Source organism: Pseudomonas sp. Marseille-P9899 (assembly GCF_903166565.1).
GTDB lineage: Bacteria > Pseudomonadota > Gammaproteobacteria > Pseudomonadales > Pseudomonadaceae > Aquipseudomonas > Aquipseudomonas huaxiensis.
This window is the reverse complement of the sequence record NZ_CAESCG010000001.1, coordinates 1,834,078-1,849,179: the sequence shown is the minus strand read 5'-3', so window position 1 is coordinate 1,849,179 and position 15,102 is coordinate 1,834,078. Positions and strand designations below refer to the sequence as shown.

At 65.3% G+C, this 15,102-nt stretch carries 15 protein-coding genes; 3 read left to right on the top strand and 12 right to left on the bottom strand.

Annotation, left to right across the window (positions count from 1 at the left end):
* Positions 1–31: 31 nt before the first annotated feature.
* The 4 genes from HWV67_RS07915 to HWV67_RS07900 form a co-directional block, all read right to left on the bottom strand.
* Entirely contained in the window at positions 32–886 is an 855-nt protein-coding gene (locus tag HWV67_RS07915; protein ID WP_175650696.1) for a helix-turn-helix transcriptional regulator, read from the bottom strand.
* Positions 883–1,206, bottom strand: a complete 324-nt coding sequence (locus HWV67_RS07910) for an AzlD domain-containing protein (protein ID WP_371929276.1) — start codon at positions 1,204–1,206, stop codon at positions 883–885. The genes HWV67_RS07915 and HWV67_RS07910 overlap by 4 nt, the downstream gene beginning before the upstream one ends.
* The gene (locus tag HWV67_RS07905; RefSeq protein ID WP_110971137.1) at positions 1,206–1,901 is read right to left on the bottom strand and encodes an AzlC family ABC transporter permease; all 696 of its coding nucleotides are present in this window, start codon (positions 1,899–1,901) and stop codon (positions 1,206–1,208) included. Before HWV67_RS07905 ends, HWV67_RS07910 begins: the two co-directional genes overlap by 1 nt.
* A gap of 293 nt (positions 1,902–2,194) precedes the next feature.
* Positions 2,195–2,836, bottom strand: a complete 642-nt coding sequence (locus tag HWV67_RS07900) for a sel1 repeat family protein (RefSeq protein WP_175650993.1) — start codon at positions 2,834–2,836, stop codon at positions 2,195–2,197.
* Positions 2,837–3,112: 276 nt separating this feature from the next.
* On the opposite strand from HWV67_RS07900, the gene HWV67_RS07895 reads away from it, so the two are divergent.
* Complete coding sequence (locus HWV67_RS07895) at positions 3,113–5,479, top strand: DNA polymerase II (RefSeq protein WP_175650992.1); 2,367 nt, start codon at positions 3,113–3,115, stop codon at positions 5,477–5,479.
* A gap of 211 nt (positions 5,480–5,690) precedes the next feature.
* Complete coding sequence (locus HWV67_RS07890; RefSeq protein WP_175650694.1) at positions 5,691–6,248, top strand: DUF4174 domain-containing protein; 558 nt, start codon at positions 5,691–5,693, stop codon at positions 6,246–6,248.
* Positions 6,249–6,305: 57 nt separating this feature from the next.
* Here the strand turns inward: HWV67_RS07890 and HWV67_RS07885 are convergent, their stop codons facing one another.
* From HWV67_RS07885 to HWV67_RS07860, 6 genes are all read right to left on the bottom strand, one after another.
* Positions 6,306–7,091 (bottom strand): amino acid ABC transporter ATP-binding protein, encoded by a 786-nt coding sequence (locus tag HWV67_RS07885; RefSeq protein ID WP_175650693.1) that lies wholly within the window; start codon positions 7,089–7,091, stop codon positions 6,306–6,308.
* Between the two features lie 30 nt (positions 7,092–7,121).
* Positions 7,122–8,363, bottom strand: coding sequence for an NAD(P)/FAD-dependent oxidoreductase (locus tag HWV67_RS07880; protein ID WP_175650692.1), 1,242 nt, complete (start codon positions 8,361–8,363; stop codon positions 7,122–7,124).
* Positions 8,364–8,387: 24 nt separating this feature from the next.
* Positions 8,388–9,098 carry an ABC transporter permease gene (locus tag HWV67_RS07875; RefSeq protein ID WP_175650691.1) on the bottom strand — a complete coding sequence of 237 codons (711 nt, stop codon included), beginning with the start codon at positions 9,096–9,098 and terminating at the stop codon, positions 8,388–8,390.
* A complete protein-coding gene (locus HWV67_RS07870; RefSeq protein ID WP_110971118.1) occupies positions 9,095–9,814 on the bottom strand; it encodes an ABC transporter permease in 720 nt (239 codons plus the stop codon). The genes HWV67_RS07875 and HWV67_RS07870 overlap by 4 nt, the downstream gene beginning before the upstream one ends.
* 141 nt (positions 9,815–9,955) lie before the next feature.
* Positions 9,956–10,714, bottom strand: coding sequence for a transporter substrate-binding domain-containing protein (locus tag HWV67_RS07865; protein ID WP_175650690.1), 759 nt, complete (start codon positions 10,712–10,714; stop codon positions 9,956–9,958).
* 32 nt (positions 10,715–10,746) lie between these two features.
* Complete coding sequence (locus HWV67_RS07860) at positions 10,747–11,616, bottom strand: MurR/RpiR family transcriptional regulator (RefSeq protein WP_175650689.1); 870 nt, start codon at positions 11,614–11,616, stop codon at positions 10,747–10,749.
* Positions 11,617–11,765: 149 nt separating this feature from the next.
* On the opposite strand from HWV67_RS07860, the gene HWV67_RS07855 reads away from it, so the two are divergent.
* A complete protein-coding gene (locus tag HWV67_RS07855; RefSeq protein WP_175650688.1) occupies positions 11,766–12,776 on the top strand; it encodes an Ldh family oxidoreductase in 1,011 nt (336 codons plus the stop codon).
* Between the two features lie 20 nt (positions 12,777–12,796).
* Here HWV67_RS07855 and HWV67_RS07850 read toward each other — a convergent pair whose 3' ends face one another.
* Positions 12,797–13,546: an SDR family oxidoreductase gene (locus tag HWV67_RS07850; RefSeq protein WP_175650687.1), complete on the bottom strand. Its 750-nt coding sequence runs from the start codon at positions 13,544–13,546 to the stop codon at positions 12,797–12,799.
* A gap of 54 nt (positions 13,547–13,600) precedes the next feature.
* Positions 13,601–14,989 (bottom strand): MFS transporter, encoded by a 1,389-nt coding sequence (locus HWV67_RS07845; RefSeq protein WP_175650686.1) that lies wholly within the window; start codon positions 14,987–14,989, stop codon positions 13,601–13,603.
* Positions 14,990–15,102 lie beyond the last annotated feature (113 nt).

Sequence of the window (15,102 nt, the reverse complement as noted above, 5' to 3'; positions counted from 1 at the left end):
ACTTGAGGGGCGCAAACGGGGTTTGGTTCGATTATCGAACAGAGATTACCGGCTGACGCTCGGCGCAGGCGCGACGGTATTCGCCGGGAGTGACGCCGTAGGCTTGCTTGAACTGGCGATTGAGGTGGCTCTGGTCTGAGAAGCCGAGGTCGAAAGCCACGTTGAACGGCAGGCCGCCGTGACGCAGCAAGGTCCGCGCCCGCCCCAGGCGACGTTGCTTGAGCCAGGCGTGGGGCGGCAGGCCGGTGGCCTGGCGGAACACCCGGGCGAAATAGAACGGCGACAGGTTCACCGCAGCGGCCAGTTCTTCCAGAGACGGCGGGCAGTCCAGGCGGGCGTCCATCAGTTCGCGGGCGCGGATCACCGCCAGCGGTTCGTTGCCCGGCGTGCGCGCATCGCCGACCTGGGCGTGGCGCTGCATCAGCAGCAGCGCCGCCTCGCGCCAGGCCGATTGCTGCTCCAGCGCACTGGCGCCGCCCTGGGCCGAGCGGTGCAGGCCGATCAGCGCGGCATGCAGTTGTGGGTCGTGCAGCACGCTGCCGGTGAAGGTGGGCGTGCCGCCGTGGCGGATGTCCAGTTCGTCCAGCACCTTGGTCAGGTGGATGATGTCCGGGTACGAGCCGCGGTAGCTCCAGCCCGCTTCATGGGCGCGGGCGCCGGTGTGCATCTCGTCCGGGTTGATCACCACCACGCTGCCCACCGGCGCCACATGGTCGGCGCCGCGGTGCCAGAAGCACTGCGCGCCGGCCTCGAGGGCGACGATGGAATAGCCTTCGTGCACGTGCGGGGCGAAGCGCTGCTGGAAGTAGCGGGCTTGCAGCAGCTCGAGGTTGTCCAGCGCTGCGGCTTGCCAGAAGTGTGTTTGTTCCCGGGATGCAAGGGTCATGGCGAACCGCCCAGCCACCAGCGATAGACGAAGAAGAAACCCATGCTCAACAGCATGCTGAGCAGGGTGTTGCGGGTCCAGAGTACCAGTACGGTGGCCACCAGCGAACCCAGCAGGTAGGGATTGAGCGGGTCCAGATTGAGCTGGTGGTCGGGCAGGAAGATGATCGGTCCGCAGATCGCGGTGAGCATGCCGGGCACGGCAAAGCCGAGGAACTGCCGCGCATTGGAACTCAGGCGCAGCGGCAGGCGCGGTTCGAGAAAGGCGTAGCGGTTGAGAAAGACGATCAGGCCCATGGCGACGATCAGCAGGAAAACCATCAGCGTGCTCCCCAGAGTTTTTGGCAGATGAACCCGGCGGCCATGCCCAGCAGGCCGGCGAGGACCAGCGCGGTTTCCCAGTGCCAGTGGCTGAACAGCACCGAGCAGAACAGCGACACCGCCACGCACACCACGGTCGGCACGTTGCGCACGCACGGGGCGATCAGCGCGACGAAGGTGGCGGTGATGGAGAAGTCCAGGCCGAGCTTGTCCAGGTGCGGGATGTTCTGGCCGAGGATGATCCCGGCCAGGGTGAACAGGTTCCAGGCCAGGTAAAAGGTGAAGCCGACGCCGAGTGCGTACCAGCGGTTGAACTGCTCGCGGTCGTACTGGCTGACCAGGGCGAAGAATTCGTCGGTCAGCAGAAAGCCCAGCGCAACCCGCCAGCGGCCCGGCAGCTCGGCGATCACCGGGCGCATCGACAGGCCGTAAAGCAGGTGCTGGGAGGTCAGCAGCAGGGTGGTCAGCAGGATCGACGCCAGGTTGGCGCCGCCCTTGAGCATGCCGATTGCCACCAATTGCGCGGCGCCGGCGAAGACGATCGCCGACAGGCCCTGGCCTTCGAGCGGGGTGAGGTTGGCTTCGATGGCCATGGAACCGGCCAGTAAACCCCAGGGCGCGACGGCCAGGGACAGCGGCATGCTGGCGATGGCGCCATGGAGGTAAGCGGTGCGGGCGAGGCGGGATCCGGACATGAGCGACAGCATGAGTGTGGATGGCCAGACAGGATGCCAGAGCGCCGTCCGGCTGGATTGAACAATCTTGCTCAGCTCAGGCTTAATGCCAGTCAGTTAGCGTTTTGGCGCCTATGTTGGGGCTGCTTTGCAGCCCTTCGCGACGGTTCGGCGCCCCGACAAGCTCGCTCCCACCTGCACCTTGGCGAGAGCCCTGTGGGAGCGAGCTTGTCGGGGCGCCGAACCGTCGCGAAGGGCCGCAAAGCGGCCACAATGGGTTTAACTGACTGACATTAAGCTCAGGCTTGCTCGACTCAGGGAAGGTGATTGACCACCTGCGGACGCACGGCGCGGCAGCCGTTGATCTCCACCGCCTTCTTCTGATAGCTGGCGCGCTGGTTCGGGTCCAGGCCGGCGAGCAGGCGATAGACCTCGGCCTGGAAGTCGCGCTGGCGCCCCCATTGCAGCGCCAGCCCTTGCGGTCGTTCGCTCAGGCATTGCAAGCGCACCGCCGGTTGCGGGAAATAGCCGGCGTACAGCGAGTCGCGGGCCGGCACCTGTTCCAGGGCCTGGCGGTATTCGGCGCTGTTGCGCAACTCCGGGCACCAGTTGCCCACTTCCAGCGCTGCCGGGGTGAAACCCTGGGACAGGCTGGAACGCAGCAGCGGACAGGCTTCGCTGGCAATCTGGTTGACCGGCAGGTGGGTGATGTAATGCAGGGCCAGGCGGTACTCGGCCACCGGATGATGCAGCAGCGCCGCACGTTGCAACAGCGCCACCGCCGGTTGCAGGGCCTGGTCCAGCGACTGCACCTTGCGGATCAGTTCCTGGTCGTTGGGCGCGGTATCGGTTGGCAGCGCGTTGCTCTGCGCGTCGGCTTTCTCCAGCAAGGGCAGGGCCTGGCGGTACAGCAGGTCGGCGTGGGGATCGATGACGGGCCCGCCGGCCACGGCCATGACGGGCAGCAGGCACAACAGGGAGAGCAGGGAGCGATCACAACGCACGTGGTAGGTCCTTGTGCCCGAAGAAATCAGGGCGGGAAAAGGCTGGGGTGCAATTCATGGTGATAGGCACTGTCCGTAGTGAATGAAGCATTTCCTTTGTCGGCGCATTCTAGCGGGAGAGACAGCGCGCCGAAACCCGTCGCTCTGTCGCGCCGATAAGGAGCGCCCCGGGCCGGTGGCTCGGGTAGACTCCGTGCCCTTTGAATGAATGTGGTCGAGGAAGCAGCGGTGCAGGTAGAACAGGGCTTTGTCCTGACCCGTCATTGGCGGGATACGCCGCAAGGCACCCTGGTGGAGTTCTGGCTGGCCACCGAGGCGGGGCCGCGGCGTGTGCGCCTGCCGGCGCAGACATCGGTGGCCTTCGTTGCGGCGGATCAGCGCGAACGACTCGGCGAACTGCTGCGCGGCGAAAAGGACGTGGAACTGCGCCCGCTGGCGCTGAGGGATTTCGCCCAGCGCCCGGTGCTCGGTCTGTATTGCCGTCAGCACCGGCAACTGATGCAACTGGAGAAACGCCTGCGCGGCGCCGGCATCGAGCTGCTTGAGGCGGATATCCGCCCGCCCGAGCGCTACCTGATGGAGCGTTTCATCACCGCGCCGGTGGATTTCAGCGGCCAGCCCGACCGCGACGGCGTCTGGCTCGACGCCCAACTGAAACCGGCCAACGACTACCGGCCACGGCTGAAACTGGTGTCGCTGGACATCGAGACCAGCGAGCGCGGCGAGCTGTATTCGATTGCCCTGGAAGGCTGCGGGCAGCGTCAGGTGTACATGCTCGGCCCGGCCAATGGCGACGCCAGCGGCATCGACTTCCAGCTCGAATGGTGCGACAGCCGCGCCGAACTGCTGCAGCGCCTGAACGGCTGGCTGGCCGAGCACGACCCGGACGCGATCATCGGCTGGAACCTGGTGCAGTTCGACCTGCGTGTTCTGCACGAACACAGCAAGCGCCTGAACGTGCCGCTGCTGCTGGGCCGCGACAGCCAGCCCATGGAATGGCGCGAACACGGCAGCCGCACTCACTACTTCGCCAGCGCTGCCGGGCGGCTGATCATCGATGGCATCGAGTCGCTGCGTTCGGCGACGTGGAGTTTCCCGTCTTTCAGCCTGGAAAACGTCGCCCAGACCCTGCTCGGCGAGGGCAAGGCCATCGACACGCCGTACCAGCGCATGGACGAGATTAACCGCATGTTCGCCGAGGACCGCCCGGCGCTGGCCCGCTACAACCTCAAGGACTGCGAGCTGGTGACGCGGATCTTCGACAAGACCCGGCTGATGGACTTCCTGCTGGAGCGGTCCACGGTCACGGGTTTGCCGGTGGACCGCAGCGGCGGTTCGGTGGCGGCGTTCTGTCACCTGTACATCCCGCTGATGCACCGCCTGGGCTTTGTCGCGCCGAACCTGGGCGGGCGCGAAGGCGAGGCCAGCCCTGGCGGTTTCGTCATGGATTCGCGGCCCGGCCTCTACGAATCGGTGCTGGTGCTGGACTACAAAAGCCTTTACCCGTCGATCATCCGCACCTTCCTGATCGACCCGGTGGGGTTGGTGGAAGGCCTGCGCGAACCGGACGACGAACACTCGGTGCCGGGTTTTCGCGAGGCGCGTTTCTCACGCACGCAGCATTGCCTGCCGGCCATCGTCGAGCGCGTCTGGCAGGGCCGCGAGGCGGCCAAACGCGACGGCAACGCGCCGTTGTCGCAGGCGCTGAAGATCATCATGAACGCCTTCTACGGCGTGCTCGGTTCCAGCGGCTGCCGCTTCTTCGACCCACGCCTGGCGTCGTCCATCACCCTGCGCGGGCACGAAATCATGCAGCGCACCCGCAAGCTGATCGAGGAGCGTGGCTATCAGGTGATCTACGGCGACACCGATTCCACCTTCGTCTGGCTCAAGCGCGCCCACGACCAGGACCAAGCCAGCCAGATCGGCCAGACGCTGGTGCGTGAGGTCAATGCCTGGTGGCGCGACCACCTGCGCGAGCAATACGGCCTGGAAAGCGCCCTGGAATTGCAGTACGAAACCCACTACACACGCTTTCTGATGCCCACCATCCGCGGCGCCGAGGAGGGCAGTAAAAAGCGCTATGCCGGCGTGGTGCAGCGTGCCGATGGCAGCGAAGAGGTGATCTACAAGGGCCTGGAAACGGTGCGCACCGACTGGTCGCCGCTGGCCCAGCAGTTCCAGCAGGCGTTGTATTTGCGCATCTTCCGCCGCGAGCCGTACCGGGAATTCGTCCGTGAATACGTGCAACGCACCCTGGCCGGCGAGCTGGATGAGTTGCTGGTGTACCGCAAGCGTCTGCGCCGGCCACTGGATGACTACCAGCGTAATGTCCCGCCGCATGTTCGCGCGGCGCGGCTGGCCGATGACTTCAACGACAGCCTGGGCCGGCCACGGCAGTACCAGAATGGCGGCTGGATCAGCTACGTCATCACCACCAGCGGCCCGGAACCCCTGGAAGCGCGGCGCAGTCCGATCGACTACGAGCATTACCTGAGCCGCCAGCTGCAGCCGGTGGCGGACGCGATATTGCCGTTCGTGGGGGATGATTTCAGTGGGTTGATTGATCGGCAGATGGGGTTGTTTCAGGACTGAGCGGTTTTGGGGGCGCATCGCGAGCAAGCTCGCTCCTACAGGATTGCTCACGCCCATCCGCCGCCATCCCAAATCCATCAGCTATCCTTCTGACACCGGAAGTTACTTTTGTCCCGTCCACCAGGTGATTGCGTTCGTTTAGGCTGCGGCCTTCGGATCTTTCCTACAGGTCTGTAGTCATTTGTTACGAGGAAAAAAGAAGGAGAAACACATGCTTGCCCGGTCACTGACCCTCGCCACTCTGCTCGCCATCGCCGCTCCCCTGGTTTTCGCCGATGACGCCCCTCTGGCCCAGGATCTGGGCAAGGCTCGTCCCCTGGTGGTGATAGCCCCCAGTACCGCCGACCCGGTGTTGCGCGGTATCAACGAAGCGCTCAAGGACCCCGCCGCCCAGGCCGGATTCAAGGAGCGCAATCTGGTGCTCTACAGCGTCGCGGGCATGGTCGGCAAGCGTGACGACAAATTCCTTGAGCAGCAAACCACTATGGCGCTGATCCGCGAACTGTCCTTGGGCGCGCGCAACGGCACCCAGGTGATCCTGGTGGGCAAAGACGGCCAGAAGCACGAAATCAAGCATGACGACACGCTCGATGCCAAAGAGATCTTCGCCGCGGTGGATGCCTTGCCGGCCGAAGAGAAAGCCATTACCGCACCGGAACCGGTGCCGGTCGCCGAGACCAAGGCAGGCAAGCCCGCCAAGGCCGGTGAACCTGCAAAACCGGCCAAGCCGGCCAAACCCCTGCCACCGCCCAAGCCGCTGGACGACTGAGTTCCAGGCCGCTCGAAAAACGGGTCAGCGTCATCGTGACGCCGGCCCGTTTTCGTTTCAGTGCAGGATCTGCGCGAGGAAGTCCCGCGCCCGCGGGCTGCGCGGCGCATTGAAGAAGGTCTCCGGTGGCGCATCTTCGATGATCTGCCCGCCGTCGAGGAACAGCACCCGCTGCGCCACTTGCCGGGCAAAGCCCATTTCGTGGGTCACGCAGAGCATGGTCATGCCGCTGTCGGCCAGTTTCACCAGCACGTCGAGCACTTCGGCGACCATCTCCGGGTCGAGCGCCGAGGTCGGCTCGTCGAACAGCATGATCTTCGGCTTCATGCACAGCGCCCGGGCAATCGCCACGCGCTGTTGCTGGCCACCGGAAAGCTGGCCGGGGTACTTCGCCGCCTGGCTGGAGATGCCGACCTTGTCCAGGTAGAACTGCGCCAGCTCCTCGGCCTGGGCACGGCTGAGGCCGCGCACGCTCATCGGCGCCAGGGTGCAGTTGTCCAGCACGCTCATGTGCGGGAACAGGTTGAAGTGCTGGAACACCATGCCGATTTCGCTGCGCACCTTCGTCGCCTCGCGGCTGTTGCCGGCAAGGTCGGTGTCGTTGACCAGGATCTTGCCGTGCTCGGCGACTTCCAGGCGGTTGATGCAGCGGATCAGGGTCGATTTACCCGAGCCCGAGGGGCCACACAGGACGATGCGTTCGCCCTCATGAACCGTCAGGTCGATACCGCGCAGCACGTGGTAGGGACCGTAGTATTTCTCCAGGCCGCTGATATGCACCGCGACGTTGCGCGAGTCGGTGGTCGCTTGCGGGACTGCGGCAAGGCTGAGTGAGGCGCTCATTATTGTTGTTCTCCGGCGGGTGGGCGGAACTCAGTTGAAACGCTCGGCGCTGTAGGGCGCGGGGTCGGTAAAAGGCTGTTCGCCGGTCATCATTTCGGCCAGCAGGCGACCGCTGACCGGGCCCAGCGTCAGGCCGTGGTGGGCGTGGCCGAAGTTGAACCAGAGACCCGCATGGCGGCCGGCCGGGCCGATCACCGGGCGCATGTCCGGCAGGCACGGGCGGCGGCCCAGCCACGGGGTTTCCTCGATGCGCTCACCGAGCGGGAACAGTCCACGGGCCACGGCCTCGCAACGCTGCAGCTGGATCTCATTGGCGGCGTCGCCACTGGCAGCGAACTCGATGCCGGTGGTCAGGCGGATGCCTTGTTCCATCGGCGCGAGCACGAAACCGGCCTGGGCATCGCAGATCGAATGGGTCAGTTGTGCGCCGGCGCGGGCTTTGTAGTGGGCGTGGTAACCGCGCTTGATTTCCAGCGGAATCCGGTAGCCCAGCGGCTTGAACAGCTCGGCAGCTTGCGGGCCGAGGGCGATCACCACTTCTGGCGCGGTGATCGGGCCGCGGCGGCTGTCCACCTGCCATTCGCCGGCGATCTGGCGCAGGCTGCGCGCATCGCCATGGATGAACTGGCCGCCGCGCTGCACGAACAGCGCCGCGTAGGCGCGCACCAGGGCGCTCGGGTTGCTGACGGTCTTCGGATCGCGCCAATGAATGCCGCCCACCGCGCCCTGGGTCAGGTCGGCTTCGCGTTCGTGCAGTTGCCGGCGGTCGAGAATCTCGAAGACCAGACCGTAGGACTTCAGCGCTTCGGCTTCGATCTTGGCCGCCTCGAACGCGGCGTCGTTGCGGTAGACCTCGATCCAGCCGTTGGCCTTGACCAGCGACTGCACGCCGGCCGCCTCGATCAGCGCGTCGTGTTCTTCGACGCAGCGCTCCACCAGCGGCAGCATCGCCTGGGTCGCCACGGCCAGCGGCGCGGGCGCCGAGTTGCGCCAGTAGCTCAGCAGCCAGGGCGCGGCCTTGGGCAGGTAGCGCCAACTGAAACGCACGTCGGATTGCTGGTTGAAGCCGTAGCGCACCAGCCTTGGCAGCGCGCGAGGGAAGGAGTAGGGGATCACGCTGGAGCGCTCGATCAGCCCGGCGTTGCCGTGGCTGGTGCCGCTACCGGGTTCATCGCGGTCGATCAACACGACCTTGCGGCCGCGCGCCTGCAGGTGCAGGGCGGTGCTGACGCCGACGATTCCGGCGCCCAGAACGATGGTTTGGCAGTGCATGACAAGATCCTCTACGGCAAGGGTTCAGCGCAGGTGGCGGCCCAGGCGGGCTTCGATATGTTTGAGGCTGCGTCGCACGATCTCGACGATCAGCAGGTAGAGCACGGCGGCCCAGAGGTAGATCTGGAAGTCGAAGCTGCGCGAGAAGGCCAGCTTGGTCACGCCCATCAGGTCGTAGATGGTCACCAGCGAGGCAATGGCGCTGGCCTTGATCATCAGGATCAGTTCGTTGCCCAGCGGCCCGATCGCCACCACCAGCGACTGCGGCAGGATCACCTTGAAGAAGGTGGTCGAGCGTTTCAGGCTCAGCGCGCTGGCCGCTTCGTATTGTCCGGGCGCCACGGCCAGCAGGCTGCCGCGGAAGATCTCCGCCTGGTAGGCGGCGGTGTTCAGGGTGAAGGCCAGCAGGGTGCAGAACCAGGCGTCGCGGAAGAACCACCAGAGGCCGACGTCCTGCCAGAAGCTCTTGAACGAACCCAGGCCGTAATACAGCAGGAACAGTTGCGCCAGCAGCGGCGAGCCGCGGAAGAAGTACACGTAGGCGGCGCTCAGGCGTTGCAGCGTGAGGCTTTTCGACATCCGCGCCAGGGCCAGGAGCATGCCCAGCAGGGCGCCAAGGGTGAAGGAGATCGCCACCAGTTTGGCGGTCACCAACAGGCCGTCGATAAAGCGCGGACCATAGCGCTCCAGCAGCTCGGGATTGAGAAACAGGGCCAGTAGTTCGTCGAAGCTCATGGACGGGCGCTCCGCAGGTGGCGGCTGAAGTGGTTCTCGATGAAGTGGAAGACCCGGCCCGACAGCGCCGAGAACAGCAGGTAGCAAAGGCAGGCGACGCCGTAGAACAGCATCGGCTCTTTGGTCACGCTGACGGCCAGGTTGGTCTGGCGCATCAGGTCGACCAGGGAAATGGTCGAGACCAGCGAAGTGTCCTTGAGCAACGACAGCCAGTTGTTCGACAGGCCGGGCAGGGCGATGCGCAGCAGTTGCGGGAACACCACCTTGCCGAACGCGGTGCGTTTGCCCAGACCGAGGGCGGCGCAGGCTTCGTATTGGCCCTTGGGCACGGTCTTGAACGCGGCCAGCCAGATTTCGCTGGAGAACGCGGCGAACACCAGGCTGAAGGCGACCATGGCGGCGAGGAAGGTGTTGATCATCACCTCGCCTTCATAGCCCATGGCAGCGAGCATTTTCTGCGCGGCGATCTGGCAGCCGTAGTAGATGATCAGCAGCGTGAGCAATTCCGGCAGGCCGCGGAACACCGTGGAAAACACCGTGGCGAAGGCCCGGGGCAGGCGTTTTTTCGAACGCGCGGCGAGGGCGATGCCCAGGCCCAGCGGCAGGCCGATGGGCAGGCAGGCGAGGGCCAGCGCCAGGGTCACCAGCGCACCGGCGAGCAACGCCTGACCCCAGCCGCCGCTGGCGAAGGAGAGGAGTGACAAATGTTCGAGCATGGGCGAAGCCTCGGGGAGGGGCAGTCTTGAGGGCCTTATCGCGAGCAAGCTCGCTCCTACAGGGAGGGGGGAGAAAGGTGTAGGAGCGAGCTCGTCGGGGCGCCGAACCGTCGCGAAGGGCCGCAAAGCGGCCCTAAAAAGTCACTGGTAGATATCGAAGTCGAAGTACTTGCCCGCGATCTTCTGATACGTCCCGTCCGCCACGATGGCATCCAGCGCCTTGTTCAGCCGCTCGCGCAGGGCTTCGTCTTCCTTGCGCACGGCAATCGATGCGTCGGCGCGTGTGCCTTCGACATCGCCGAGGGTCTTGCAGCAGTCCTTGCCGGCTTTGCCCAGCCATTCCAGCAGCGGGAATTTATCGGCGATCACGCCGTCGAGGCGGCCGGCGGCGAGGTCGGCGTTGGCTTCGTCGAGGGTCGGGTACAGCTTCACATCGGCACCGGCCTTGCCGTACACGTCTTCGGCATAGATGGCCTGGGTCGAGGAGGCCTGGGCGCCGACGGTGTAGCCCTTGAACTTGGTCTGGGCGTCGGTGATTTCGCTGTCTTTCGGTACGGCGACCGACAGCGGGGTGCGGTAGTAGTGGTTGGTGAAGGCGATCTTCTTGCGCCGTTCCTCGGTGTTGATCATCGACGCGACCACGGCGTCGTATTTGCGCGCGATCAGGGCCGGGATGATGCCTTCCCAGTCCTGCGCGACCACGGTGCATTCGACCTTCATCTGCTCGCACAACGCCTTGGCGATATCGACGTCGAAGCCGTGCAGGTTGTTGTTCGAATCAACGTAGTTGAAGGGCGGGTAGGCGCCTTCCGTGGCGATCTTCAAGGTCTCGGCCTGGGCCGACGTGATGCCGGCCAGCAACAATGCGCAGGCCCCTGCGAAGCGAAGAACAGGTTTCATGTGACACCTCGGTCTGTAGTTGCACTCTCTTGCTATTGTTTTGCCGTTGACGTGTAGCCAACGAACTCGTTGTGTAGAGCGGCAGTTGCGTCCAAGCGTTTTTCAACATCAGGTCCGAGTTTCTTGCAGACCTCGTTGACCATCAGGTGAGCCCACGACAGCATCGTCGCGGTGGACTCCCAGAACAGGTTGAACTGGGTGGGAATGCGGAACACCTCGTCGGCATTCGCATCGGCCCAATCACAGAAGGTGTCGGTAACCAGTGTTACCGGGATGCCCGCCTCGCGTGCCTTGTGACACAGCAGCAAGGCATGGCGGGAATAACGGCGCGCCTCGAACACCACCAGCGCGCACTGCGCCGGATCGCCCAGCAGCACTTCGCCAAAATGCCCGGCGCTGCCGTCAACCACCTGCACGCCATCGCGCAGGTATTGCAGCAGGTGGGCCATGCAGTGGGCGATGCCGCGCTCGGTCTGAAAGCCTGCGACGAACACCCGCGGGCGCTGCGCCAGGCGCGTGGCGACACGGTCCCACTCGGCGGTGCGGCTGTATTCGTAAACCCGCACCAGCGCGGCGACTTCCAGTTCCAGGCTGCGGCTGCGGTCTTCGCGGTCATCGCTGGAGTGTTGGCGGAATTCTTGCAGCCGATCGCCCACCAGCCAGGGACCGTCACCGAGGTCGTCCTTCAAGTCCTGCTTGAGTGCCTTGAGGTGCTCGTAGCCCAGCGAACGGCAGAAGCGCCCGACGCTGGATTCACTGACGCCGATTTTCTCCGCGAGGCTGGCGGAGGTTTCGAACGGCAGGTCGGTGAGGTGGGCGAGCATGTGGGTGGCGATCTTGCGACCCGAGGCCGACGCATTGGGCAGGCTGCTTTCCAGGCGTTGCTTGATGGGTTGGCTCACGGGCGATGCTCGATGACGGTTGCGGTGGAAGAGAAAATGAATGTTTTCTGTCATCAAGTCAATATTTGACAGCTAACTGTCAAAAAGAGGAAAGTCCGAACACCGTCATCCCTGTTGCCCAGTCCAATTCCAATCATCGGAGCTACAGAATGTCCGCACCTGCCACACAGATTCCCTTCAACGAACTTGAAACCCTGCTGCAGCGCATTTTCGTGCGCCACGGCACCAGCGAGGCGGTGGCCCGCGCGCTGGCGTTCAACTGCGCCAGCGCCCAGCGTGACGGCGCCCATAGCCATGGTGTGTTCCGTATTCCCGGGTATGTCTCGACCCTGGCCAGCGGCTGGGTCAATGGCCAGGCCGTGCCGAAGGTCGAGGATGTGGCCAGTGGTTACATCAGCGTCGATGCCGGCGGCGGCTTCGCCCAGCCGGCGCTGGCTGCGGCCCGCGAGTTGCTGATGAGCAAGGCGCGCAGTGCCGGCATCGCGGTGTTGGCGATCCATAACTCGCACCACTTCGCCGCCTTGTGGCCGGATGTCGAGCCCTTCGCCGATGAAGGTCTGGTGGCGCTGAGCGTGGTCAACAGCATGACCTGCGTGGTGCCGCAGGGCGCCGAGCGGCCGTTGTTCGGCACCAACCCGATCGCTTTTGCCGCACCGTGCGCGGGCGGGACGCCGATCGTCTTCGACATGGCCACCAGCGCCATTGCCCATGGCGATGTGCAGATTGCCGCGCGCAAAGGTGAGTTGCTGCCCGAAGGCATGGGTGTCGATCGTCTTGGCCAGCCGACTCGCGACCCCGCCGCGATCCTCGACGGTGGCGCGCTGCTGCCGTTCGGTGGGCACAAGGGCTCGGCGCTGTCGATGATGGTGGAGCTGCTGGCGGCGGCGCTGACCGGCGGCAATTTCTCCTTCGAATTCGACTGGTCGCAGCACCCCGGCGCCAAGACCCCCTGGACCGGGCAACTGCTGATCGTCATCGACCCGCGCCTGGCCCAGGGCGAACGTTTCGCCGAGCGCAGCCGCGAACTGGTGCGGCAGATGGAAGCGGTGGGCGTCACCCGCCTGCCGGGCGAGCGCCGCTTCCATGAGCGGGAGAAATCAGCGCGTGAAGGCGTGAGCCTGACCCAGGAAGAGCTGGAGCAGTTGCGGGCGTTGAGCTGATAGCCACTCGCGGCGTGCGCTCAGATATTGCCCACGCCGCCGTCCACCAGCAGTTCCGTGCCGACCACGAACGACGACTCATCCGACGCCAGGAACACCGCCGCCTGGGCCAGCTCCCATGGTTTGCCCAGGCGCCCCAGCGGCACCAGTTGGCGGATGCTGTCGCGCAGCGCTTGCTCCTCTTCCGGCGGCAGGCCGAGCTTGCCCAACGCGGCGGTGTCGGTAGGGCCGGGGCTCAGGCCGTTGACCCGGATACCGCGACCGATCAATTCCCCCGACAGGGTTCGCGCCAGTGACAGCAGGCCGGCCTTGCTGGCGGCGTAGGCGCTGCTTTGCGCCAGGCCGATACGGGCGCTGACCGAGCCGCAGAGGATCACTGAAGACGGGTCGTGCAACAGCGGCAGCAGTGCCTGGATCAGGAAGAACGGGCCCTTGAGGTTGGTGTCCTGCAGGCGGTCCCAGGTGGCTTCGTCCCAGTCTTGCAACGGACGGTGAGTAACGTCGCCGGCGTTGATGAACAGCACGTCCAGACGCGGCCAGTGTTGTGCGAGGGTGTCGGCGACGCGGCGTTGCCCGGCGATATCGCCGGCGTCGCTTTCGATCAGCAACACCTCGTCGCCGAGGGCGTCGCCGGCCAGGCGCAGGGCCTCGGCACTGCGTCCGGTGATCGCCACCTTGGCGCCCTGGGCGAGAAACTGCCGCGCGGTTTCCAGGCCGATGCCGCCCGTGCCGCCGGTGATCAGGGTGTATTTGTCTTTGAGTCTGCTCATTGAAATGGCCTTTGCCGAGGGGAGTCTGAGGGCCGCCACAGCGGCCCGGATCGCTTAAACCGAATCAACGCTGGCAAGCGGCCGCGCCCGGTTCACCAGCACGACCAACCCCAGCAACACCAGACCGCTGGCTGCGGCCAGCAGCACCATGGTGTCGTGGTAGCCGGAAACAAAAGCGCTGCCGCTGTGCTGGAACAACGCCGCCGTAATCGCCAGACCCAAGGCGCCGGCGAGGTTGTGGAAGGTCCACGACATGCCCATCGCCACCCCGGCATCCTGCGCCGGCACCGAGGCCATCGCCGCCACGGTGGACGGCCCGAGAATGCACGCCCAGCCCGCGCCCATCAGGGCGAAGGCGGCGATCACCAGCGGCCAGGCACTGTCACTGGCAAAGCGCGTTTGCAGCAGCGCCGAGGCTGCCAGCAACACGAACCCGGCCAGCAACACCGGCCGCGTGCCGTGGCGATCCGCCCAGCGTCCGGCCCAGGGCGACAGCAGCGCCAGCACCGCAGTGGTGGGCAGCAGCAACAGGCCGACGCTGGCGGCATCGAGGCCGCGCACCTCGGCGAGGTACAACGGCATCAGCAAGAACGCCGGGCAGTAGAAAAAGGCCAGCCCGCCTGTTGCCAGGCAGGCACCGGTAAAGGCCGGTCTGGCCAGAAAATCGAAACGCAGCAGCGGCGCGGGCACGCGGCGCTCGGTCCACACCAGCAGCCCCGAGAGCAACAGCGCCAGGCCAAACAGCGCCAGCACCGACGGCGACGACCAGCCCCACTTGCCGCCCTGCACCAGCAGCAAGACCCACAGCGGCAGGCTCAGGCTGAGCAGCGCCAGGCCGGGCAGGTCGAGGCGTTGGCCGTCGCCCTCGACGGCGGATTCGCGCACATGGCGCCAGCACAGCAGCAGGCCGATAGCGATCAACGGCACATTCAGCAAAAACACCCAACGCCAGCCGAGCGTCGCCACCAGCAAACCGCCGGCCACCGGCCCGATCGCCAGACCCAGGCCGTTGGCGCTGAACAGCAGGCCGATGGCACGACCGCGCCGTGCTTCGTCGAAAGCGTTGCTGACAATCGCACTGGACGCGGTGTAAAGCACCGCGCAAGACAGCCCTTGCACCACCCGCCAGAACACCAGCGCCGCGAGACTGTGACTGAGCCCGGCGGCCAGCGAAGCGAGGCCGAACAGCAGCATCGCGGCGAGCATCAAGCGACGTCGCCCGAACAGATCGGCCAGCCGCCCGGCGCTGACCATGAAGGTGGACAGGGCCATGACAAAGGCGGTGATCAGCCATTGTGATTGCTGCAGGCCGATGCCCAGTTCCTGGCTCAGGGCGGGCAGGGCAGTGTTGACGATGGTGAAGTCGATGCAGCCGAGAAAACTGGCAATGGCCACCCCGGTGAGGGCCAGCCAGGGGTTGGGCGAGGGTACGGCGGAGGACATCAGGCAATCCTTTGCGGCGAAGGGCAGGTGGGGACGATAGGCGGCGGGGGTTGGGGTTGTGAAAGACTTTTCGGGCCTAAGCTAATGATCGGGTTCGCTTTGGGTCTGCTGTG